At 29.6% G+C, this 22,387-nt stretch carries 20 protein-coding genes and 1 tRNA gene; 20 read left to right on the top strand and 1 reads right to left on the bottom strand.

From position 1 onward, the window contains the following. Nucleotides 1–340: 340 nt before the first annotated feature. The 11 genes from fusA to disA all read left to right on the top strand — a co-directional run bounded on the left by fusA (nucleotide 341) and on the right by disA (nucleotide 13,543). Nucleotides 341–2,419 (top strand): elongation factor G, encoded by a 2,079-nt coding sequence (fusA, locus tag B3J31_RS05900; protein ID WP_346873765.1) that lies wholly within the window; start codon nucleotides 341–343, stop codon nucleotides 2,417–2,419. A 223-nt stretch (nucleotides 2,420–2,642) separates the two neighbouring features. Then, nucleotides 2,643–2,879, top strand: a complete 237-nt coding sequence (locus B3J31_RS05895) for a hypothetical protein (protein WP_035135200.1) — start codon at nucleotides 2,643–2,645, stop codon at nucleotides 2,877–2,879. Beyond that, nucleotides 2,839–3,027 carry a hypothetical protein gene (locus tag B3J31_RS05890; RefSeq protein ID WP_346867660.1) on the top strand — a complete coding sequence of 63 codons (189 nt, stop codon included), beginning with the start codon at nucleotides 2,839–2,841 and terminating at the stop codon, nucleotides 3,025–3,027. Before B3J31_RS05895 ends, B3J31_RS05890 begins: the two co-directional genes overlap by 41 nt. A gap of 222 nt (nucleotides 3,028–3,249) precedes the next feature. After that, nucleotides 3,250–3,888: a histidine phosphatase family protein gene (locus B3J31_RS05885; RefSeq protein ID WP_150843579.1), complete on the top strand. Its 639-nt coding sequence runs from the start codon at nucleotides 3,250–3,252 to the stop codon at nucleotides 3,886–3,888. A 29-nt stretch (nucleotides 3,889–3,917) separates the two neighbouring features. Then, nucleotides 3,918–4,652: a TraX family protein gene (locus B3J31_RS05880; protein ID WP_150843580.1), complete on the top strand. Its 735-nt coding sequence runs from the start codon at nucleotides 3,918–3,920 to the stop codon at nucleotides 4,650–4,652. A gap of 46 nt (nucleotides 4,653–4,698) precedes the next feature. After that, nucleotides 4,699–5,949: an aminopeptidase P family protein gene (locus tag B3J31_RS05875; protein WP_346873764.1), complete on the top strand. Its 1,251-nt coding sequence runs from the start codon at nucleotides 4,699–4,701 to the stop codon at nucleotides 5,947–5,949. Between the two features lie 172 nt (nucleotides 5,950–6,121). Further along, complete coding sequence (locus tag B3J31_RS05870; protein WP_346867657.1) at nucleotides 6,122–7,864, top strand: ABC transporter ATP-binding protein; 1,743 nt, start codon at nucleotides 6,122–6,124, stop codon at nucleotides 7,862–7,864. A gap of 136 nt (nucleotides 7,865–8,000) precedes the next feature. Further along, nucleotides 8,001–8,225 (top strand): hypothetical protein, encoded by a 225-nt coding sequence (locus B3J31_RS05865; RefSeq protein WP_150843583.1) that lies wholly within the window; start codon nucleotides 8,001–8,003, stop codon nucleotides 8,223–8,225. 138 nt (nucleotides 8,226–8,363) lie between these two features. Then, nucleotides 8,364–10,841: an AAA family ATPase gene (locus tag B3J31_RS05860; protein ID WP_150843584.1), complete on the top strand. Its 2,478-nt coding sequence runs from the start codon at nucleotides 8,364–8,366 to the stop codon at nucleotides 10,839–10,841. 223 nt (nucleotides 10,842–11,064) lie between these two features. Next, entirely contained in the window at nucleotides 11,065–12,429 is a 1,365-nt protein-coding gene (gene radA / locus B3J31_RS05855; protein WP_150843585.1) for a DNA repair protein RadA, read from the top strand. Between the two features lie 49 nt (nucleotides 12,430–12,478). Then, nucleotides 12,479–13,543, top strand: a complete 1,065-nt coding sequence (gene disA / locus B3J31_RS05850; RefSeq protein ID WP_150843586.1) for a DNA integrity scanning diadenylate cyclase DisA — start codon at nucleotides 12,479–12,481, stop codon at nucleotides 13,541–13,543. A 30-nt stretch (nucleotides 13,544–13,573) separates the two neighbouring features. Here disA and B3J31_RS05845 read toward each other — a convergent pair whose 3' ends face one another. Beyond that, entirely contained in the window at nucleotides 13,574–14,002 is a 429-nt protein-coding gene (locus B3J31_RS05845; protein WP_150843587.1) for a DUF1573 domain-containing protein, read from the bottom strand. A 358-nt stretch (nucleotides 14,003–14,360) separates the two neighbouring features. Between B3J31_RS05845 and B3J31_RS05840 the strand changes: the two genes are divergently transcribed. From B3J31_RS05840 to B3J31_RS05800, 9 genes are all read left to right on the top strand, one after another. Further along, on the top strand, nucleotides 14,361–15,455 hold the full coding sequence (locus B3J31_RS05840) for a PIN domain-containing protein (RefSeq protein WP_150843588.1): 1,095 nt from the start codon (nucleotides 14,361–14,363) through the stop codon (nucleotides 15,453–15,455). 64 nt (nucleotides 15,456–15,519) lie between these two features. Then, on the top strand, nucleotides 15,520–16,209 hold the full coding sequence (gene ispD / locus B3J31_RS05835) for a 2-C-methyl-D-erythritol 4-phosphate cytidylyltransferase (RefSeq protein WP_150843589.1): 690 nt from the start codon (nucleotides 15,520–15,522) through the stop codon (nucleotides 16,207–16,209). A 285-nt stretch (nucleotides 16,210–16,494) separates the two neighbouring features. After that, a complete protein-coding gene (locus B3J31_RS05830; protein ID WP_346873763.1) occupies nucleotides 16,495–18,207 on the top strand; it encodes a proline--tRNA ligase in 1,713 nt (570 codons plus the stop codon). Between the two features lie 561 nt (nucleotides 18,208–18,768). Continuing rightward, a complete protein-coding gene (locus tag B3J31_RS05825) occupies nucleotides 18,769–19,194 on the top strand; it encodes a ribonuclease III domain-containing protein (RefSeq protein WP_150843591.1) in 426 nt (141 codons plus the stop codon). Beyond that, on the top strand, nucleotides 19,178–19,975 hold the full coding sequence (gene thyX / locus B3J31_RS05820; protein ID WP_207656725.1) for an FAD-dependent thymidylate synthase: 798 nt from the start codon (nucleotides 19,178–19,180) through the stop codon (nucleotides 19,973–19,975). Before B3J31_RS05825 ends, thyX begins: the two co-directional genes overlap by 17 nt. 226 nt (nucleotides 19,976–20,201) lie before the next feature. Continuing rightward, nucleotides 20,202–20,927, top strand: a complete 726-nt coding sequence (gene rlmB / locus B3J31_RS05815) for a 23S rRNA (guanosine(2251)-2'-O)-methyltransferase RlmB (protein WP_346867662.1) — start codon at nucleotides 20,202–20,204, stop codon at nucleotides 20,925–20,927. Between the two features lie 19 nt (nucleotides 20,928–20,946). Further along, nucleotides 20,947–21,456, top strand: coding sequence for an NYN domain-containing protein (locus tag B3J31_RS05810; protein ID WP_346847805.1), 510 nt, complete (start codon nucleotides 20,947–20,949; stop codon nucleotides 21,454–21,456). A 109-nt stretch (nucleotides 21,457–21,565) separates the two neighbouring features. Further along, nucleotides 21,566–22,171: an RNA polymerase sporulation sigma factor SigH gene (sigH, locus tag B3J31_RS05805; protein ID WP_150843595.1), complete on the top strand. Its 606-nt coding sequence runs from the start codon at nucleotides 21,566–21,568 to the stop codon at nucleotides 22,169–22,171. Between the two features lie 83 nt (nucleotides 22,172–22,254). Next, nucleotides 22,255–22,330, top strand: a tRNA-Thr gene (locus B3J31_RS05800). The last annotated feature ends 57 nt before the right edge of the window (nucleotides 22,331–22,387 follow it).

Genomic DNA, 22,387 nt, shown 5'->3' with positions numbered 1-22,387 from the left:
AATCCTCTTCGCGGAGCCATTTCTTATAATTATAAATTTTATGTAGATAATTAACAAAATTATCTACTTTTTTTATTTTTAAAAAAATAAAATACTATCACTTCAAAAAAGTACAAACAGTGTTGTTATAAGATATTTTTATAAGGAAAGAATATTAGTTAATTTAAGAAATATAAATAGATATAAAGCTATATTATGGCTTTATTCTATTTATAATTGATTAAATATTATAAATATTCTAACATTTGAAGGAAATTTTGATAATGCATAGAATAAAATATATATTTAATACAATTTTATAAACTTAATACATCCAAATTTAATTTAGGGGGTACGCCTTATGAAAGAGTATAAAATTAATAATTTAAGAAATGTGGGAATAATTGGTCATAGTGGTTCGGGCAAAACAAGTTTGATGGAAAGTTTACTATATTACACTAAAGAAATTGATAGGATTGGGAAAATTGAGGATGGAACTACTGTAAGTGACTATGATGTAGAAGAAAAAAAGCGAGGAATATCTATTTCTACAGCTGTTGCTCATTGTGAATGGAAAGATGTTAAAATTAACTTAGTAGATATGCCAGGTTATTTTGATTTTGAAGGAGAAATAATTGAAGGACTAAGTGCTATCGATATGGCAATGATAACTGTGTGTGGAGTTGCAGGAATAGAGGTAGGAACAGAGAAGGCATGGAATTATGCAGTTGAGCGTAAATTACCGAGAGCTATATTTGTGAACAAATTAGACCGTGAGAATAGTAGCTTTGAAAAAGTTTTAGAGCAATTAAAAAATAAGTTTGGTATGTCTGTTGTGCCTATACAATACCCAATAGGAAAAGAAACAGAACTTAGGGGTATAGTAAATATTATATCTAATAGAGCTAGAATATTTAATCCTAAGACTCATACTATGGAAGAAGGAGAAATTCCAGAGGAGTTAAGAGATAAAGTGGAAGAGTGTAAACAAATGCTTATGGAAGCGGTAGCAGAAACTGATGAAGGTTTGTTAGATAAATATTTTAATGATGGGGAATTAAGTGAAGAAGATATATATCATGGGTTAATCAAAGGATCATCTACAGGTGATATATGCCCTATAATGTGTGGTTCAGCTATAGCAAGTATAGGAACTGAAACATTATTAGAAGATATAGTAGAATGTTTTCCATCTCCAATAGAGACTAATTTATATATGGCTAAAGATATTAAAAACAATGCATTTATAAATATAAAAATCAATGAAAAAGAACCATTTTCTGCATTGGTATTTAAGACAATAGTTGATCCATTCATTGGTAAATTATCTATGTTTAGAGTTATAACAGGATCTGCAAAATCAGATACTGTTGTATTCAATTCGTCTAAAGAAAAAGACGAAAAACTTGGATCACTATATTTTATGAAAGGGAAAAAACAATATCCTACTACAGAAATAAAAGCTGGAGATATTGGAGCCGTTTCAAAATTACAATTTACTAGTACTGGAGATACCATATGTGCTTCAAGTAGACCTATTGTGTTTAATAGAATGAAATTTCCTTTACCAGTATATTCTAGAGCTGTAATACCTAATGCAAAGGGAGATGAAGATAAAATATCAAGTGGACTTTCAAAGTTATTGGAAGAAGATCCTACATTCTCAATATCAAGAGATATAGAAAATGCTGAAGTAGTAATTTCAGGTATCGGTACAACACATCTAGAAGTTTTAGTAAGTAAATTGAAAAATAAATTTGGGGCAGATGTAAGTCTTAGAATTCCTAAAACACCATATAGAGAAACAATCAAAAAAATTGCAGATGTACAGGGAAAACATAAGAAACAGTCAGGAGGACATGGACAATATGGAGATGTAAAGGTTAAATTTGAGCCTAGAAATGATGGGGAAGATGAATTAGAATTTGTTGATGCAGTAGTAGGAGGTGCTGTTCCTAGACAATATATACCAGCCGTAGAGAAGGGTCTTAGAGATTGTATACTTCATGGAGTACTTGCAGGATATCCAGTTATAAGATTAAAGGCAACATTGCATGATGGTTCATTCCATCCAGTAGATTCCTCAGAAATGGCATTCAAAATAGCATCTTCTCTAGCTTATAAGAAAGGTCTTCAAGAGGCGAATCCAATTCTTTTAGAACCGATAATGTACCTAGAGATAGATATTCCAGATGATTATATGGGAGATGTTATAGCTGATATAAATAAAAAACGTGGAAGAATACTAGGAATGGAGCCTGGATTAAAGGGGCAAAGAATAATAAGTGAAGTACCTCAAGCTGAATTGTATAACTATGCTACTGATTTAAGAAGTATAACAGGGGCTAGAGGAAGCTTTAGAAGTAGATTTGAAAGATATGAAGAAGTTCCAGGCGACTTAGTAGATAAAATTGTATCTGAAAATAAAAAGGAAGCATAAAAATAGTATAAATTTTGTGTAGATATTCTAATTTTATATAAATAGATAAACCCAGTGATAATAGAAATTTTATCACTGGGTTTATTTTTTATGTAGTGGGTTAATATATAATTAATTACTTTTAGATATTTAATACTTCAAAGAATATATGATTTAAATAATAATGTATAAAAATATGTGAACTTTAACAAACTATAAATAATTATATAATAGGGGGTTGTTTATGTCAGACTATAAAATGAATATATATGGACAGATTAGATTAAGCGATTATAGTTCTATTCATGACTATATGGGAATAATTGGACCGTTAGATAACTTCCAAATTGAGATGAGCGAAGCCAAGGTAGAAGATGCAAAAGTATTATGTAACATTTTGGAAAGTGATAAATTTGATATAGTTGAGAGAGGAGGAAGAAATGATGGTAAGTACTATATTCATGCCACAAAACGAAGATGAAAAATTATTAAAAGATGAATTTGGAATTGGATCTCATAAAATTGTTGAGCAAAATGATAATCTTATGCTACTAGATGAGTTGTTTCATGATACAAAAGTGTTACCTAATAGAATACAATTAGACAAATTTGATATTTATAAGGATTAATGTGCTAGTATAATTAGTAGGCTTTAGATAGTATGCAAGTATGTAAGTTTTAAGAGGACTTACTATTTGCATATTTTTTTACTTATATAAAAATATTAATATTCTTAGATATGAATTCAATGTATAAACATAGAATTTAAATGTAGTGTATTTGCATATTTAGAGAAGTTATATTAAAATTGGTATATTAATAAGTTTTAATTTAGTGTAGGAGGAGAAGAAGTGACAACAACTGTATATTTAACTCGTCATGGACAAACTCAATGGAATGTAGAAGGGAGGATGCAAGGTTGGAATGACTCTCCTTTAACAGAGCTAGGAGTAAAACAAGCAGAATGGCTTGGAGAGAGATTAAAGGGAATTAATTTAGACAAGATATACTCAAGTTCTAGTGGTAGAGCCTATAAGACAGCAGAAATAATTAATGAAAATAAGAGTGTTGAACTTATAAGTCATGATGGACTAAGAGAATTGAAATTAGGTAAATTCCAAGGATTGAACCAAGATGAAATAAAGAAAATGTATCCAGAACAATATTATAATTATTGGAATAAACCAGAAATATATAAACCTGTAGGCGATGGAGAGACCATTGAAGAGCTCATTGAAAGAATTGATAAAGCAATTATGGAAATTATAGAAGAAAATAAAGGGAAAAGTATTCTTATAGTTACACATACTATGCCTATAAAAGCATTACTTTGTAGTTTAGAAAATATCGATATAAGTAATTTTTGGATGGAGCCATACATAAAACAGACAAGCCTTACAACTATAGAGTTTGATGATAAAATACATAAGATAGTGCAGTGTGCAGATATATCACACCATGAATATCAAGTGAAAGAATATAATGAATAGGAAGATAATCATTGGGGGATTGTTAAGTTATGGATAGTTTCTCGCTTAAACTATTGGCCTGTGTAACTATGCTAATTGATCATACAGGAGCCATATTTTTCCCAGAAATAATGTTTTTTAGAATCATTGGAAGAGTGGCATTTCCTATATATGCATTTTTAATAACAGAGGGATATAGTAGGACTAAGAATATAAAAAGATATATGTTAAGGCTATTTATTTTAGCAACCATATCACAAATACCTTACATGCTAGCATTTGAGACTAAAGGACTAAATGTATTTTTCACACTTCTTTCAGGAATATTTATTATGATAATACTAGACAAAAAAGTTCATCATTACAAGTTAAAGCATGATATTAAGATATCCAAAGAATTATTTGATATTTCTATATATATAATTAAATTTGTCATTATATTAGGAATACTATATATCTTAGAGAAATTTCAATCTGATTATGCAATATATGGAGTTTGTATCATATTATGCTTTAAGATGTTTAAAGAGAATTTTAAAAAATTAACCCTTTCTATGATAGGATTGAATTTTTTATATACTATACCATATTTAAAATATTTTATGGAACCATTTGGAGTAAACTTTAGAGTTTTTCTTCAAGCAACTTGCATTAATAGTTTATTTTTTATTTATCATTACAATGGGAGTGAAGGTAAAAAAGTACAATTTCTATTTTATGGGTTTTATCCAGTTCACTTATTAGTTTTAGTATTTATTAGATATATTCTAATAAATGGTATATAATAATTAGTGGGATTTATAGAAAATATTAATGAAAAGGGGATTAATTATGAATAAGATTTTTTTTGTTACTAACAGACAAAAGTTAGGGGATGTGCTTTCTCAAAATTCTATAGCTATATTTTTTGCTGGACAAGCTCCTTATAAGTCCGCAGATGAGACTTATCCATTTACACCAAATAGAAACTTTTATTATTTAACTGGTATTGACGAAGAAAAAGTAATTATGGTGATGATAAATATTAATGGCAAAGTATCAGAAATGTTATTTATACAAGAGAATGATCCTGTCATGGCTAAATGGGTTGGCGAAACAATAAGTGAAGATAAAGCAAAAGAAGTTTCAGGTATAGAGGATATTAAGTTTTTAAAAGATTTTGAAAGTACTATTGCAAGTTATTTTGATAGATTTGATATTGATAATGTGTATTTAGATTTAGAAAGACAAGAATTTAATATTCCACAAACATCATCTCAAAATTTTGCGGTAGATATTATGAAAAGATATCCATATGTAAGAGTTAAAAATATATATCATGATATAGCTTTACTTAGAACTGTAAAAAGAGAAGAAGAAATCGAATTAATTAAAAAAGCTATAGATATAACTTATGATGGGATAAAAGAAATATGGAGTAATGCTAAACCAGACATGAAAGAGTATGAAATTGAAGCATATTTTAATTATATTTTAAAGAAAAATGGAGTTAAGGATTTTGCATTTCCAACTATTGCAGCCACTGGAAAGAATGCAACTATACTTCATTATGTAGATAATAATACTAAGACTGAAGATGGAGAACTTATGCTTTTAGACTTAGGAGCACAATATAAGTATTACAATGGGGATATAAGCAGAACTTTTCCTATCAATGGAAAGTTTTCAGAAAGACAAAAAGAAATATATAATATTGTATTAGAAGCTAATGAAACTGTTATGAAAGCAGTAAAACCAGGAGTTACTACTGGTGAATTACAAGACATAACTAAAAGAGTTCTTGCTCAGGGATGTAAGAGAATTGGCCTTATAAAGGAAGACTCAGAGTTAAATAAATACTACTATCATGGTGTAGCACATCCATTAGGATTAGATACCCATGATGTAGGACCGAGAAATATAGAGCTTAAACCAGGTATGATTATTACAGACGAGCCGGGACTTTATATAGAAGAAGAAGGTATAGGCGTTAGAATTGAAGATGATATTCTAGTTACAGAGGATGGTTATGTAAATCTTTCTGCTCATATAATTAAAAGTATAGAAGATATAGAAATGTTTATGAGTAAAAATAATAATTAATTTCTTAGCAGTGAAAGTTTTATTGTTGAAGATTTATGTATATTAATTAAAGAGTATTTTAACAAGCTCATAGAGAATTTAAGCTTCAGTAGAAGGAGTTTTTCTGCTGGGGCTTAAAACTTGTATATAGAACAATTTTGAAAATTTTACTAGGAAATAGGGAGGGATTTTAATGTTAAAGAGATTTATATCTTATTATAAACCACACAAAACTCTATTTATAATTGATATGATATGTGCATTTTTAGTAGCAGCTATGGATTTAGTATTTCCTATGTTTACAAATTACCTATTAAAGGATGCAATTCCTAATAAGAATCTAAGAACAATATTAATATTTACAATTGTCTTAGTATTATTGTATGTAGTTAAGCTTATAGCAAATTATATAATAGATTATTGGGGTCATGTAATGGGTGTAAGGCTTCAATATGATATGAGAAAAGAAGTTTTTGCCCATCTACAGACATTACCATTTAGCTATTTTGATGATAATAAGACTGGAAATATTATGTCACGTATTGTTAATGATCTAATGGATATTTCTGAGCTGGCACATCATGGACCAGAAGATGTATTTATTTCAATAATAATGCTTATAGGATCCTTTGGGTTACTATGTGCTATAAATATAAAATTAACATTAATAATATTTGCTTGTATACCTATAATTATAATATTTACTATGACTAAGAGAATGAAAATGTCCAAGGCATTTTATGATGTTAGAAAGAAGATAGCTGTAGTTAATACTAAGCTAGAAAATAGTATATCAGGAATAAGAGTTGCTAAATCTTTTACTAATGAAGAATATGAAATGGAAAAGTTTGATGAAGGAAATACTCAATTTAGAACTAGTAGATCTTCTGCTTATAAATATATGGCAGAGTTCATGTCTGGAATGAGATTTTTTGTAGACATGCTAAATGTAGTTGTTTTAGGGTTTGGAGGTTACTTCGTATATAAAGGGGAATTAGGCGTAATTGATCTATCTACTTATTTTCTATATGTAGCATATTTTATGCAACCAATAAGAAGATTAACATCATTTGTGGAACAATATCAATCAGGTATGTCAGGATTTAAGCGTTTTGTAGAGTTAATGGATACTAAGCCAGACATAGTAGATAGTGATAATGCAAGAGAATTTAAAGATGTACAAGGTGAAATTGAGTTTAAAAATGCTACATTTAAATATGAAGGTAGTGAAGAAATATTATCTAATATAAATTTAAAAATAGAAAAAGGTAAGACTTTAGCATTAGTTGGACCATCTGGTGGTGGTAAAACAACTATTTGTCATTTAATTCCAAGATTTTATGAACTAAATAAAGGAAAAATTACCATTGATGGAGAAGATATTAAGGAGATAACATTAAAGTCCTTGAGAAAAAACATAGGAATAGTACAGCAAGATGTATTTCTATTTACAGGAACTATAAAAGATAATATTCTCTATGGAAACCCTGAAGCTGACGATGATGAGGTTATTGAAGCAGCTAAAAATGCTAATATTCACGATTTTATCATTTCACTACCAGAAGGATATGAAACTTATGTAGGGGAAAGAGGAGTAAAATTATCTGGGGGTCAAAAGCAAAGAATATCTATTGCTAGAGTATTTTTAAAGAATCCGCCTATATTAATATTAGATGAGGCCACATCAGCTCTTGATAATACTTCAGAGCTTATAATTCAAAAATCTTTAGAAAAGTTATCTAAGGGAAGAACATCTATTATAGTTGCTCATAGACTATCAACTGTTAAAAATGCAGATGAGATTGTAGTATTAACAAATAAGGGAATAGTTGAAAAAGGTGCTCACAAAGAATTGATTAATAGCGGTGAAATTTATGCTAGGTTGTATAACTCACAGTTTAATGGATATTTTAATGATTCGGAATTAGAGTTCTAAAATTATTAATGATATATCTTTAATAATCCAATCATATTATGTTATTTATTTAAGTAAAAATCATATGATAATATGATTTTTGCTTAAAATAATCTATTATATGAAATTAAAATTATTTATAATACTGGAGGAAAAGATGATTAGAAACAAAGAAAATATAGACAAACTATTAAATGATTTAAAGGAGTTTAGCTATGATAAAGATGGTGCTCTTATTGATGTAATTTTAAATGATAATCTTAATGTTAAAATAAGATGTTATGAAGAAAAATGCATTAAAATAGAGTATTATGATTATGACAATGCTATATCTACTTTATACAAAGATAGAAAATATATAAATAAAGTGCTTTTCCAATAGGGAAGGTACTTTATTTATATACATTTTTAAAAAATATATTTTAAAAATAATTACAAATTATGGTTTGTCATTGCTGGAATTGGATAGACTAAATATTATAGTATTAGCATTTTCTATATAGATAAAGGGGTTAGTGTAATGTTTAATAAATATAATGATAGAGCAAGACAAGCATTGATGTATGCTCACGGAGAAGCAAAAAGATTTAGACATGGATATGTAGGCACTGAACATGTACTATTAGGTATTGTGGAAGAGGGCGGCATAGCAGCTAAGGCTCTAGAAAATATGTGTGTTGATGAAATAAAGATTAAAGATAAAATAGAAAAATTAGTTGGCTATGGTGAGGATGAGATATATCCAGAAGAGATATATTTTACGCCTAGAACTAAAAAGCTTATGGAAGTTAGTTTAGTAGAAGCCAGAAATCTAAATGATAAATTTGTATCTCCGGAGCATATATTATTAGCTATACTTAAAGAAGAAGAGGGCGTAGCCTATACAATATTAGATAACTTAGGAACAAACTTCAATGAGTTGCTAGGAATGTTATCCTATGATAAAAAACAATGTGAAATATCATTAAGCAGTAATTCCGACTTTCATGACAGTAGAACTGAAATGAAAATAGAGGAGCCATACAAGTCTAAAAGAAATAAAACTCCAATGATTGATAAGTATGGCAAGGATTTAACTAGATATGCTAGTGAAAATAAGCTTGATCCAGTTATAGGAAGAGAAAGGGATACAGAAAGAGTTTTAGAAATATTATGCAGGAGGCTAAAAAATAATCCATGTTTAATTGGGGACCCTGGAGTGGGCAAGACAGCCATAGTTGAGGGATTAGCACAAAAAATTCAAAGTGATGATGTACCAGAAATGTTATTAAATAAGAGAGTAATTAGTATAGACATGGCTTCTATGGTTGCTGGAGCAAAGTATAGAGGAGAATTTGAAGATAGATTAAAATCTTTAATGGATGAAGTTTGTAAGAGTGAGGATATTATTTTATTCATTGATGAAATTCATACTATAGTAGGAGCTGGTGGTGCGGAAGGTGCAATAGATGCTTCTAACATATTAAAACCTGCCCTTGCAAGAGGTGAACTTCAATGCATAGGAGCGACAACCATAGATGAATATAGAAAGTATGTAGAAAAGGACTCTGCTTTAGAGAGAAGATTTCAGTCAATTATAATTGAAGAGCCTTCTAAGGAAGATACTATACAAATACTTAAAGGGTTAAAGAATAAGTATGAAGAACATCATTCAATTAGAATTACAGATGAAGCTATAAGTGCAGCAGTAAATTTATCAGATAGATATATATCAAATAGATACCTACCAGATAAAGCAATAGATCTTTTAGATGAAGCAGGAGCTAAAAGTAGAATCGAAAATTTACAAAGAAATGAAATTGGAATTTTGGAGCAGAAGCTTAAGAAAAAAATTGAAGAAAAATCACAAGCAATAGATATTCAAGATTTTGAAAAGGCGGCATCCATTAGAGATGAAGAATATGAATTAACACAACAATTAAACTCTAGAAAAAGAACCTTAGTAGAAAGTAATGAAGAAATCAAGATAACGGTAGATGAGGCAGAGATTGCAAAAGTTTTATCAGCATGGACTAAAATACCTTTAGAGAAACTTACATCTACAGAAACTGATAGATTATTAAACTTAGAGAACATTCTTCATAAAAGAGTTATAGGTCAGGATGAAGCTATTGAAGCTATTGCAAAGGCCATAAGGAGATCAAGGGTAGGACTAAGAGATTGTAAGAGACCTATAGGGAGTTTTATATTTCTAGGACCAACAGGGGTAGGAAAAACTGAACTATCTAAAGCACTTGCAGAAACTATGTTTGATGATGAAAATTCAATAATCAGAATAGATATGACAGAATATATGGAGAAACACTCTGTGTCAAAGCTAATTGGTTCACCACCAGGCTATATAGGATTTAATGAAGGAGGTCAATTAACAGAGAAAGTTAGGAGAAGGCCATATTCTGTAATACTATTTGATGAAATAGAAAAGGCACATGAAGATATATTTAATATTTTACTTCAAGTACTAGAAGATGGAAGACTTACAGATTCTAAAGGAAGGGTTGTAGATTTTAGAAATACTATAATTATAATGACTTCTAATGCAGGAGCATCTACTATAAAAAAACACCGTTCTATAGGGTTTGAAAGATTATCTGATGATAAAAATTGTGATAATGAATATAAAAATATGAAAGAAATTATACTTGGCGAAATAAAGAATATCTTTAAGCCAGAGCTTTTAAATAGAATTGACGATATAGTAGTATTTCATAAGCTTAAAGATGAACACATAATTAAAATTGTAGATATAATCACAAATAATCTATGTGAAAGAGCTAAGCAAAATGATATTATATTAAGGTTTACGGATGAAGCTAAAACATTCATAAGCAAACAAAAAAGAGATAAAGAATACGGAGCTAGGCCCTTAAGAAGAATTATAACTGATATGATTGAGGATAGACTATCTGATGAGATTCTTAAAGGGAATTTCAAAAAAAGTGATATCATACAAATAACAGTTGAAAAAGATGATTTGAAGTTTATTAAGTGTAGTTAATTACTTCATTGTGTTTAAACAAAAATAGGTATATAATTATGATAGGTATAATACCATATATTTTTAACCACTTTATATAAGTGGTTTTTTTATAGTTAAGAACAATATAATTTGCTATATAAAATAATGGTTAAACTCATAGTATAATAAGTATTTTAATTAACGGTTAAGAAATAATAAATTAATATAATAAATTAATATAAAAAAATTGAAGGAGCAGATTATGGCAAAGATTAAAAAAGTATATATATGTAATGAGTGTGGCTATGAAGCTCCAAAGTGGTATGGAAAATGTCCTGGATGTAATAGCTGGAACACTATGGGAGAAGAAGTCAAAAGTGAAGCAGTAACTAATTTTAAAAGGTCAGTTACTATGTCTTCTGGAAATAAACCAAAGAATATTACGGATGTAAAATCTAGTGAGTATGAAAGGTTAGATACAGGAATTGGGGAATTAAATAGGGTTGTAGGTGGTGGACTTGTAAAGGGATCATTAACTTTAATATCTGGAGATCCTGGTATTGGTAAGTCTACTATATTGCTACAGAGTGCTAGTAATATTTCACTAAAGTATGGAAAGGTTTTGTATGTATCAGGAGAAGAGTCAGAAGAGCAAATAAAAATGAGAGCAGAACGTCTGAAAGCTACAGGAAAAGAGCTTTATGTGGTATCGGAAACCAACATAGATATTATAGAAGAGCATATTACTGAAATGGAGCCAAGTTTTATAATAATAGATTCTATTCAAACATTATATAAACCAACTATTTCATCTGCTCCAGGAAGTGTATCACAGGTAAGAGAATGTACTAATGATTTAATGAGAATAGGAAAGACTAAGAATATTCCATTATTCATTGTTGCCCACGTAACTAAACAAGGAGAATTGGCTGGACCAAGGGTTCTTGAACATATGGTGGATACAGTTCTATATTTTGAAGGAGAGCGAACACAAGAGTTTAGAATATTAAGAACCATAAAAAATCGTTTTGGAACTACTAGTGAAATTGGTGTGTTTGAAATGAGGGAAAGTGGTCTTGAGGAAGTAAATGATGCATCTTCAGTATTTCTGCAAGAAAAATCAATGCAACAGGAAGGGTCAGTAGTTATTGGAATAGTTGAAGGAACTAGGCCTATTTTAGTAGAAATTCAAGCCTTAGCAAGTGAAACTAAAGCTCCGATGCCACGTAGAACTGCAGTAGGTGTTGATAACCAGAGATTAAGTTTGATATTAGCGGTATTAGAAAAAAAATTAAGAGTTCCTTTTTATAACAGTGATGTGTATGTTAACGTGGTAGGCGGACTTAATATTGACGGTACATATGGAGATTTAGGAATAGTTTTAGCATTAATATCTAGTGTCAAAGCAAAGGAAATTAAAGTAGAAAATTTATTAATTATAGGAGAAGTGGGGTTAACTGGAGAAGTTAGGCCTATAGCTCATGCAGAGAAAATTATAAATGAAGCAATAAAGATGGGCTTTACTAATGTAATACTACCAAATAAAAATAAAGCAAAAATAACTAATAAGGGAATAAATTTAATTGGAGTGGATACAGTTAGAGAAGCGGTGTCAAAGATTTTTTAATAATATATAAGAGGGCAGTATATTGTTAAATTAATAATGGAGGAAAATAATGAGGGAACAAGAGCAAAAAGAACTTATGGAAATACTAAAAATTATGTCCCCTGGAACCCTACTGAGGGAAGGATTAGATAATATATTAAGAGCTAAAACTGGAGGATTAATAGTATTAAGTGATAGTAATGACATATTAGATATGGTAGATGGAGGATTTTCAATAAAATCAGAATATACTCCAGCATATATATATGAACTAGCAAAGATGGATGGAGCTATAGTTATAAGTAGTGACTTAAAGAGGATATTATACGCTAATACACAGCTGATGCCAAATCCATCTATAACTACTCAAGAAACTGGAACTAGACATAGAACAGCTCAAAGAGTTGCAAAGGAAACTGGTGATATAGTAGTAGCAATATCTCAAAGAAGGAATATAATTACCGTATATAAAGATGATATAAAATATGTCCTTAGAGAAAGTAGTGATGTATTAGCTAAGGCTAATCAAGCTATTCAAACCTTAGAAAAATATCAGTTAGTTTTAGAAAGAGTAATAAGTAATCTAAACTTACTGGAATTACAAGATTTATCGACCCTTTTAGATGTAGTCACAGCAATACAGAGAAATGAAATGGTTATGAGAATAGTTTGTGAGATAGAAACGTACATATGCGAGTTGGGGAATGAAGGTAGACTTATATCTATGCAATTAGGAGAATTAATCAAGGGTGTTGAACAAGAAGGAGTATTTCTTGTGAGAGACTATTGTAGTGATGCAGATAAATATCTTGATGTTTATAGGAATATAGAAAAGTTATCATCTGTAGAGTTATTGGATCTTGATATGATAGCTAAGGTATTAGGATATGGTGGAGTTCCTTTAGTAGATAATTTAATATCTACAAAAGGATATAGAATATTAAACAAAATACCTAGATTACCATCGGCAATTATAGAAAATCTAATAAAACATTTCGGTGAGCTTCAAGTGGTAATGAAAGCATCTTATGATGAGTTAGATTTAGTTGATGGTGTAGGAGAAGCAAGAGCTAAAACCATTAAAAATGGTCTAAGAAGATTAAAAGAGCAATTTATATTAGATAAGCAAATATAGCACAAAGCAATTAAGTTTGTGCTATATTTGTTATCTTAAATTAATTTTATCGAAGGTAGTTATATTTTTGTATTCAGTTAAAAGTACATCATATAAGTTTATATCTAAACTATTACATAAGGAAGTTATATAGAATAGGTGATTGCCGATTTCTCGTTCGATGATTTTACGGCAATTATCACATAGCTCTCCTTGTATATGGGAACTAAGAGGTATATCTAAATCATCTAAGGTTAATTTATCTATGGTGTTTTCCTTATCATCATTCAATGAATAATTTATACCCTGTTTTTCAGCTTTAATTTTAACACAACCGCAACTAGTAACAGCTTTTACTACGGATCTGTTAACTCTACTTTCAGATTCCTGCAATTTGCTTAGTATGTCAAGTATACTTTTATGTCTTAATAAAGAACTATCTACAGAATTTTGAAATTCATCAAATATTAGATCCTTCATAACTTTCACTCCTTTATAAATAAAGTTACTTACTTGGAATACCTTTATTTATATAATATATCAATATTACTATTATTCATAGGGGGTAATTTTACTGTTAACAATTTATTTTATGTAAAGAAGTGGAAAATGTGAGTATTACAAATATTTTTATCTTGAAAATTGTTTGTTAATTATTAATTGAGAATATCAAACATTTTAAATGTTAATATTATATATAGTTAATCAAATTTTAGTTAATATTCTAATAATCCATTGAAATGTAATTAATGATAATATATATTTAATTTAGTAGGATATTATGGAGAAAATTTGTAAATAATCACAATATAGGTTAAAAAATTAAGGAGGTGCTGTGGTGTTAAAAAAAATATTAAGGGCTTTGTTTACCTTAATAGGAGGAACATTAGGATATGTTTTAGGTGCATGGGGAAATTCTACGGAACTTTTACCTAAGTTAGGAATAAACAATACAGGTTTTATTTCAATAATATTTGTTGTATTATGTATTATTTTTATTGGACTTATATTTTATTTTATTTCACCTTTTATAAACTCAGGAATTGTTAAAGCTATGGAATACTTAGAAAGGTCTGCTCAAAAGATTCCAATAGTAGATATTGTATTTGCAGGTATAGGAGCTTTAATTGGACTTATAATATCAGTATTATTATCTACACTTATTAGAGTGGATTCCATAATAATAACCATAATATCCGTAATTGTTACGGTAATAATTACTGTTTTATTTGCAGATATATGCGTAAGAAAAAAAGATGAAATTATACATGTGTTTACAAGCTTTAAAAAGCCCGGAGCTAATAAGGATTCTAAGATAAAGAATGTTGGGGATAAGTTAAGCCCTAAGGTGTTAGACACATCAGTAATAATTGACGGAAGAATATTTGATATATGTCAAAGTGGTTTTATTGAAAGTACTTTAGTAATTCCTACTTTTGTTTTAGATGAGCTTAGACATATTGCGGATTCCTCAGATTCTTTAAAAAGGACAAAAGGAAGAAGGGGATTAGATATACTTAATAAAATACAGAAAGAGTTAAGTATAGATGTAGAAATATGGGAAGGCGATTTTGAAGATATTAAGGAAGTAGATGTTAAATTACTTAAACTTGCTCAAGTATTGAATGGTAAGGTAATTACTAATGATTATAATTTAAATAAAGTTGCAGAACTTCAGGGAGTACCTGTATTAAATATTAATGAGTTGGCAAATGCTGTAAAACCTGTTTTATTACCAGGAGAAGTTATGAAAACACAGGTAATTAAAGATGGAAAAGAGTCAGGTCAAGGGGTTGCATATTTAGATGATGGAACTATGATTGTCATTGAAGAAGGTAGAAAATATATTGGTGAAAATATATTTGTAGTAGTTACTTCAGTACTTCAAACAGCAGCAGGAAGAATGATATTTGCAAAACCAAAGGAACAATAGTTTTTATTAAGAAAAATTAAGGGCTAATTTATGATTAGTTTAAGGTTAATTTATTGGAGGAATTATGAGAAAAAATACAGCGATAATATTGGCTGCAGGACAAGGGAAAAGAATGAGTTCAAATGTAAACAAGCAGTTTTTGACTTTGGCAGAAAAACCAGTATTATATCATACTATAAAGGCTTTTTCTGACAATAAAAATATAGATGATATTATAGTTGTGTGTGCAGAACATGAGATGGAGTACTGTAAAAAGAATATAATTGAAAAATATGACCTTAAAAAAGTTAGAGCTTTAGTAAAAGGTGGTAAGGAAAGACAAGACTCTGTATACAATGGATTAAAGGCAATAGAACCTTGTGACATAGTATTAATCCACGATGGAGCTAGACCATTTGTTAATGAGAATATAATAAACGATGGCATTAAGAATGCTGAAAAATATGGTGCATGTACTTGTGGAGTTAAATCAAAGGACACTATAAAAATTAAGGATAAAGAAGGGTTTGCCAAGGAAACCTTAAATAGAGAGGATACTTTTATAGTTCAAACCCCTCAGTGTTTTAAGTATGATATTATATTATTCTGCCATGAAAAATTAAGAAAGACTAAAGAGCAAGTTACTGATGATGCTATGATTGTTGAAAAATTTGATAGAAAAGTATATCTTTATGAGGGTAGTTATTTAAATATAAAGCTTACAACTCCAGAAGATATGATAATTGGAGAAAATATTTTAAAAAATAAAATATAAATATGTAGGCAATATTTAAATATGTATGATATAATGATATTTATTAAAATTTAATATTAATATGTGATGAGGAAGAATAGTAGAAACATACCCACAGAGAGAAAATTCACCGGCTGAAAGATTTTCACAGGTTTTGAACCTGCTTCTGAGCAGTAGTTTTAACTACCGGCATGAGCCGTTATAAAATGAAGTATAAATTTTAGGTGGTACCGCGATAGAATTCGCCCTAATTAGGGTGGGTTCTATTTTTTTTATTAATAAATATAATTACGAGGTGAATGGAAGATGAAGTTATCAAAGATGTTAATAAGTACACTAAGAGAAGTTCCAGGTGAAGCAGAGATAGCAAGCCATCAACTTATGTTAAGAGCTGGAATGATAAGAAAATCAGCTACAGGAATATACACTTTCATGCCAAATGGAGTTAGAGTGTTAAAAAATGTAGAAAATATAGTTAGAGAAGAAATGGATAGAGCAGGTGCTCAAGAATTTTTAGCTTCTGCACTTATACCAGCAAATCTATGGCAAGAATCTGGAAGATGGGATGTAATGGGATCAGAGATGATTAGGCTTAAAGATCGAAATGGAAGAGATTTTTGTCTTGGACCAACTCATGAAGAAGTATTTACAGATTTAGCGAGAAATGAAATTAAATCTTATAAACAATTACCATTAAATCTTTATCAAATTCAAACCAAATATAGAGATGAGAGAAGACCTAGATTTGGAGTTATGAGATCAAGAGAATTCATAATGAAAGATGCATATAGTTTTGATAAAGATAATGAAGGATTAGATGTATCTTACATGAAGATGTATGAAGCATATAATAAGATATTTACTAGATGTGATTTAGAATTTAGCGCTGTTGAAGCAGATTCAGGAGCTATGGGAGGAGCAGGTTCAGCAGAGTTTATGGTTAAATCTGATATAGGAGAGGATGAAATAGCTTTCTGTACTGGTTGTAATTATGCTGCAAATACAGAAAAGGCTACATCTAAACTGGAAGATGCAGAGAAAGAAGAAGAAAAGGAATTAAATAAGATAGCAACTCCAGATGTAAGAACTATAGAAGAGTTAGTAACTTTCTTTAATACTAGTAACAAGAAGTTTGCAAAGACTCTAATATATAAAGCTGATGGCAAAGTTGTGGCAGTAATGGTTAGAGGAGATAGAAGCTTAAATGAAACTAAGGTTTCTAATGCATTAGGTGGAATTATGGAATTAGAAATGGCCGATGCAGAAACTGTCTTAAAGGCTACATCAGCAGAAATAGGATTTGCTGGTCCAATTGGATTACAAGTAGATACACTACTTGTAGATGAAGAAGTTACTAGAATGAGTAATTTTATAGTTGGAGCTAATGATACAGGATATCACTATGAAAATGTAAATTATGAAAGAGATTTTAACGGCATAGTAGGAGATTATAAACTCGTAGCAGAGGGGGATATGTGTCCTAAGTGTGGAAGCCCAATAAATATTAGAAGAGGGGTAGAAGTTGGACATATATTTAAGCTTGGAACTAAGTATTCAGAATCTATGGGAGCTAACTATTTAGATGAAAATGGTAAAGAGAAACCTCTAGTAATGGGATGTTATGGAATTGGTATTAACAGGACTGTAGCAGCTATAATTGAACAACATCATGATGAAAATGGAATCCTTTGGCCAATGGCTGTTGCACCATATAAAGTAATAGTAATGCCTGCTAATGTTAAAAATGAAGAACAAATGAATACAGCGGAGAAAATCTATGAGGATCTTAAAACTAGAGGAGTAGATGTACTTTTAGATGATAGAAATGAAAGAGTTGGAGTTAAGTTTAAGGATGCTGACTTAATTGGAATTCCAATAAGAGTAACAGTAGGTAAAAAAGTAGTGGAAGACATAGTTGAATTTAAGTTAAGAAAAAATCAAGATATTGAAGAAGTAAATATAGAAGATGTAGTAGGCAGAATAGAAAAAGAGTTTATAGAAAATAATTTAAAATTTTAATCATTTGCTATAAAGTAAATTATTTCATTGTAAGTAAATAGGACTGTATTAATAAAATATAGTCCTATTTTACTATAATTTTTAATATTGGTTTTTAGAAGGCTATGTGGTTAGTCAAAGTAATAAAATTTAAAGAGAATTTATATTTTCATATAATATATATTCAACTATTTATATATGTTAATAGGAAACTATATAAATATATTAATAGGAAACTATATAAATATAAAAATATAAAAATATAAAAATATATAAATATATAACTAGTTAACTAGTTGTTGTGGACTCAAGGGGTTCAGAGGTTTTGTTATTTTAAAAGAAATGAAAATAGCCAATTATATTCTATCACTGTAATTTTCAATAGAGCCTATTAGAAATAGAAGAAATAGAAGAAAAAGATGAAGACAGTGAATAATTAGGGCTCTTAATAACTACATTTTTTAATAATTCATTAATAAGAATTGTGTTAGTGAAAAGTTAGATTTGACTATAAAATCTTGAAAATATATAATTATTATGTTTAATTATTATAATAGGATTTATCTCATTAAGGAGAAAAATATGGAATTTGATTTATTGAAAGAAAAATTTAGTGCAAAAGAAGCACATTTAATAAACCCATTAACTCTTGCATTTATAGGTGATGCTGTGTATGAAGTGTTTATAAGAACCTATTTATTAGGAGAAAATAAATCATTGAAAGTACAGCAGTTGCATTTAAAAACTGTTAATTTTGTCAAAGCAAAATCACAGAGTAATTATGCAAAATTAATTTTAGATATGTTTGACGAAGAGGAAATGTCAGTTTTTAAGAGAGGAAGAAATACTAAATCTAGTGCTCCTAAGAACGCAGATGTTGGTGAGTATAGGTGGGCAACAGGATTTGAAGCTGTAATAGGATATTTGTACATTTCAGGAAAGAATGACAGATTAAATTATTTGCTTAATAAAATTATTGAAATGAGTGATAATAATGATAAAAGTTAAACTTATGGAGTTTACTCCAAATCCAGAAAAAGTAGTAGCTGCAGCAGCTAAATTATGTTATAGTTCAGTAGGAATTGAGGAAATAACAGAAGGATTAGATGAAGAAACTACAAGTAAATTTATAAAAATGTTGAATAGTTATGGTCATAACTCTCCAGTTGAACATGTAAGCTTTACTTTTGGTATTGAGGGCGTATCCAGAAGCTTAACACATCAATTGGTTAGACATAGAGTTGCTTCTTATTCTCAGCAAAGTCAAAGATATGTTAAGTTAGATGCTTTTGAATATATAATTCCACCATCAATAGCAAAAGATGAGAAGTGTAAGGCTATCTTTGTAGAGGCGATGAAAAAAGATCAGGAAGACTATGATAAATTAGTTGAAGTGCTTAAAGTTTCTAATTTAGATGTATATATTAATGAACATAAAGAAAGAAAAAAATGTGAAGAAATCACAGAAAAAGAGATGAAATCATTAAAGTCCAAAGCAGAAAAAAGTGCTATTGAGGATGCTAGATATATATTTCCTAATGCATGTGCAACTAAAATTGTAGTTACAATGAATGCTAGAGAGCTTATGCATTTTTTTAGTCATAGATGCTGTATGAGAGCTCAATGGGAAATAAGGGATTTAGCAGATGCTATGCTTAAGGAGGTAAAAAAAGTAGCACCAAATTTATTTGAAGAATGCGGTCCTAGTTGTGTCAAGGGAAGTTGTTCAGAAGGAGCTATGACTTGTGGTAAGGCTATAGAAATAAGAAATAAGTACTTATCTATATAAAATGTAAATTGATATAGAAATAGATGATAGGAGTGATATAAGGATGGAAGATAAAAGACAAGGTAGTAAAAATGCTAGACCTAAACGTATAGGGAAAAATAGAAGAGATAATAATAGATTTGTAGGTGATGTAAATAGTGAAAGAAGAAATAACCAATCCTACAGAAATGAAAATATACAAAGCAATATAAAAGTTGAAAATTTCAATACAACCTCAAGAGAGGATATGATTGAAGGTAGAAATGCGGTTATTGAAGCTCTAAAGTCTGATAGAACAATAGAATATATAATGATAGCGCAAGGAGATACTAAAGGATCTATTAGTGTAATTACAGCATTAGCTAAAGAAAAATCTGTAGTAGTTAAATATGTGGATAGAGCAAAACTAGATGGTATAAGTGAAACGGCTGCACATCAAGGGGTAATTGCAATAGTAACTCCATATAATTATTGTGGTATAGTAGATATAATTAATAATGCTAAGGAAAAAGGTGAAGATCCCTTTATATTAGTATTAGATGAAATTGAAGATCCTCATAATTTTGGGTCTATAATAAGAATAGCAGAAGTTTGTGGAGTACATGGGATAATAATTCCCAAAAGAAAAAATGTAGGAGTTACACCTACTGTTTATAAAACTTCAGCTGGGGCTACAGAATACATAAAAATTGCTAAAGTTACAAATATAAATGTAGCTATAGATGAACTAAAGGAATCTGGAATATGGGTATATGGAGCAGATATGCATGGGACTCAATACTGCTATGATTCGGACTTAAAAGGACCTATAGCTTTAGTTATAGGAAGTGAAGGAAAGGGTATTTCAAAGCTAACTAAATCAAAATGCGATGTATTGGTTAAAATACCTATGGTAGGAAAGGTTAATTCATTAAATGCATCAGTAGCATGTGGAATGATAGCATATGAAATATTAAAACAAAGATTGAAGTAAAAGTAAATGGGGTATAGAGTTGAAGCAAATTTTTGTGGATGGGTATAATGTAATTAATAGCTGGCCAGAATTAAATACAATAAAGGACTATAGTTACGAAGCTGCAAGAAATAAGCTTATTGACTTACTTCTTAACTATGCAGCCTTTAAAGGGTGCAGAATAACACTGGTATTTGATGCGCATATGGTAAAGGGAAGTATAGAAAAGAAGGATAGAAAAGGAAATTTGACTATAGTTTTTACAAAGCATGATGAAACTGCAGATAGTTATATAGAGAGGACTGTAAATCATATAGGGAGAAAATCAGAGGTCTATGTTGTAACATCTGATTCTCTAGAGCAACAGTTAATATTTCAAAGAGGTGCTAATAGAGTATCGTCTATAGAGTTTTACAGTTGGATTGAGGAAGCAAACAGAAAGATATCTAGGCAGTGTGAGAACAAAAGTTTCCATAATAGAAATCTTTTTGAGGAGGCCATAGATAAAGAAGTGGCAGAAAAGCTAGAAAAGATAAGGAGAAGTAGATAATATATCTTGACTATCTAAATTTTGTTAATGTATAATTCTAATTAGGGTCATTTATGCTTTGGAGGGGATATTGTTGGGAAATACAAGTGGCAATGATGAGTTAAACTCCATGTTTACGGGTAAAAAAGATGAAGATATAGTAGCTATGGCTAAGACGGGAAACAATAGAGCCTTAGAATATCTTCTTTGTAAATATCAGAACTTTGTGAAAGCTAAAGCAAAATCATATTTTTTGATTGGTGCTGATAAAGAAGATATATATCAAGAAGGTATGATTGGTTTATTTAAAGCTATAAGAGATTTTAAGGATGATAAGTTAGCATCTTTTAAGGTTTTTGCAGAATTGTGCATAACAAGACAGATAATCACTGCTGTAAAAACTGCCACAAGACAAAAACATATTCCACTGAATACTTATATATCACTGAATAAGCCTATATATGACGAAGAATCAGATAGAACTCTATTAGATATATTATCAGGTATAAGGGTATCTGATCCCGAAGAATTGATAATAGATAGAGAAGAGATGGAGAACATAGAAAGTAAGATACAAGAAGTATTGTCAGGCTTAGAAATGGAAGTTTTGAATTCTTATCTTGATGGTAAATCTTATCAAGAAATTGCCAGCGATTTAGATAGGCAAGCAAAATCTATTGATAATGCACTTCAGAGAGTAAAACGTAAACTTGAAAAGTGTTTAGAACAAAGATGAAATCGTATTGACAAACAAAAAAAAATCATTTATAATAAGGAACTGACAAAAATATTTTAAAGTAAATACATTATGTATTGAATGCTCATATAGCTCAGTAGGTAGAGCGTCACCTTGGTAAGGTGGAGGTCACCGGTTCAATCCCGGTTATGAGCTCCAGTTATTTTGCAACACACGTGGATAAGTTTACATTAAAAAAGTGAAAATAAAAATGTT

It is taken from the genome of Clostridium sp. UBA5988 (assembly GCF_002435615.1).
Classification (GTDB): Bacteria; Bacillota; Clostridia; order Clostridiales; family Clostridiaceae; genus Clostridium_J; species Clostridium_J sulfidigenes.
Note: the sequence above shows the minus strand (reverse complement) of the source record. Positions and strands in the feature narration are given on the sequence as shown.

Coding starts and splice junctions, on each gene's coding strand:
- fusA (WP_346873765.1), top strand. CDS start 341: ATGAAAGAGTATAAAATTAATAATTTAAGAAATGTGGGAATAATTGGT.
- B3J31_RS05895 (WP_035135200.1), top strand. CDS start 2,643: ATGTCAGACTATAAAATGAATATATATGGACAGATTAGATTAAGCGAT.
- B3J31_RS05890 (WP_346867660.1), top strand. CDS start 2,839: ATGATGGTAAGTACTATATTCATGCCACAAAACGAAGATGAAAAATTA.
- B3J31_RS05880 (WP_150843580.1), top strand. CDS start 3,918: ATGGATAGTTTCTCGCTTAAACTATTGGCCTGTGTAACTATGCTAATT.
- B3J31_RS05875 (WP_346873764.1), top strand. CDS start 4,699: ATGAATAAGATTTTTTTTGTTACTAACAGACAAAAGTTAGGGGATGTG.
- B3J31_RS05870 (WP_346867657.1), top strand. CDS start 6,122: ATGTTAAAGAGATTTATATCTTATTATAAACCACACAAAACTCTATTT.
- B3J31_RS05865 (WP_150843583.1), top strand. CDS start 8,001: ATGATTAGAAACAAAGAAAATATAGACAAACTATTAAATGATTTAAAG.
- B3J31_RS05860 (WP_150843584.1), top strand. CDS start 8,364: ATGTTTAATAAATATAATGATAGAGCAAGACAAGCATTGATGTATGCT.
- radA (WP_150843585.1), top strand. CDS start 11,065: ATGGCAAAGATTAAAAAAGTATATATATGTAATGAGTGTGGCTATGAA.
- disA (WP_150843586.1), top strand. CDS start 12,479: ATGAGGGAACAAGAGCAAAAAGAACTTATGGAAATACTAAAAATTATG.
- B3J31_RS05845 (WP_150843587.1), bottom strand. CDS start 14,002: ATGAAGGATCTAATATTTGATGAATTTCAAAATTCTGTAGATAGTTCT.
- ispD (WP_150843589.1), top strand. CDS start 15,520: ATGAGAAAAAATACAGCGATAATATTGGCTGCAGGACAAGGGAAAAGA.
- B3J31_RS05830 (WP_346873763.1), top strand. CDS start 16,495: ATGAAGTTATCAAAGATGTTAATAAGTACACTAAGAGAAGTTCCAGGT.
- B3J31_RS05825 (WP_150843591.1), top strand. CDS start 18,769: ATGGAATTTGATTTATTGAAAGAAAAATTTAGTGCAAAAGAAGCACAT.
- rlmB (WP_346867662.1), top strand. CDS start 20,202: ATGATTGAAGGTAGAAATGCGGTTATTGAAGCTCTAAAGTCTGATAGA.
- sigH (WP_150843595.1), top strand. CDS start 21,566: ATGTTTACGGGTAAAAAAGATGAAGATATAGTAGCTATGGCTAAGACG.